Below are 1,287 nucleotides of genomic sequence, written 5' to 3'. Positions count from 1 at the left end.
CTGCTGCCGCTGCCGACGGTCCGGCTGGGCCCGTTGGCCTCACGCCGGACGGTGATCCCGGCGTCGAGTACACGCCGACTGCTGCCGCTGCCGACGGTCCGGCTGGGCCCGCTGCCCCCACCCCGGACGGCGACCCCGGCACCGCCCCCACACCGGCTGACGCCACAGACGCCCCTGGCCGGACTGACGCCGTCGGCAACCCCACCCCATCCACCCCCGCCTACGACCCCCTGGCCGAACTCATCTCCCGTCTCCGGCTGGCCGGACAGGACCCGGACGACCGGCAGTTGAGGGACGCGCTCTGGCTGGCGCGGTTCACGCGGCGGGCGGTGCCGGAGGGGGCTGGAGAGGTGTCGGGGGAGCAGGCCGAACCGGTGGGGCCGGTGGGGCCCGGGGTGGTGTCGGCGCCGGTGGCGCAGCCGCCTGTCGAGGTGCAACGACCGCCCAAGCGGCCCGTGTTGGACGGGCAGGTCAGTCTGTATGCCGTGCCCCGGGGAGAACGGGGGGCCGGGGAAGGGGTGTTGTCCATCGGCGTGCCGGCCGCGCCCGTGCTGCCCGCGCCACTCGAACTCCAGCGCGCATTGCGGAGGTTGCAGGCGTACCGGAGCCCGGCGCCGCCGTTGAGGACGCGGCTGGACGAGGGGGCCACCGCCGAACTCAGCGCACAGGCCGGGGGGTTGATCATCCCTGTGCACCGGGCGGTCGTCCGCAGGGATGCCCGGTTGCAGCTCGTGCTCGACGCGTCCTCGTCGATGCGGGTGTGGCACCGCATGTTCGACGAACTGGAGCAGGTGTTCGGCCAGTTGGGCGCGTTCTCGGACATCCAGGTGAGCTTCCTGCACCAGGGGCCCGACGGTGAACCGGCGGTGAGCCGCAGCCCGGAGGCGCCGGCCGCGCCGCTGCACTCGCCGGAACGGCTCAGTGACCCCACGGGCCGCAGGATCGTCGTCCTGGTCAGCGACTGTGCCGGGCCGCTCTGGCACAGCGGGGAGGCGCACCGCCTGCTGTACCACCTGTCCAAACAGGGGCCCGTCGCCGTCCTGCAACCGCTCCCGCAGCGCATGTGGGCCCGCACCCGACTCCCCGTCACCTTCGGCGAGTTGAGCCGCACCGAGACGTTCGGCGGGGCGGTGCGCGTACGGACGTCCGGGGAGGTCCGCAAGCCGGGTGCGCTGCCCGTCCTCGGCACCGCCGACCCCGCACAGGCCGCCCTCGTCGACCGCACCGAACACTCCCAGCCCGCCCTGTTCTCCCTGGAGTACGCCCTGGCCCGGCTCTGGCTGTCCT

At 74.1% G+C, this 1,287-nt stretch carries 1 protein-coding gene; it reads left to right on the top strand.

The window, feature by feature from the left end:
* The coding region (locus ACVNF4_RS36195) for an SAV_2336 N-terminal domain-related protein (protein ID WP_461807059.1) at positions 1-1,287 on the top strand (1,287 nt) is incomplete at both ends.

It is taken from the genome of Streptomyces sp. S6 (assembly GCF_054880855.1).
This window is presented reverse-complemented; position numbering and strand designations above follow the sequence as displayed.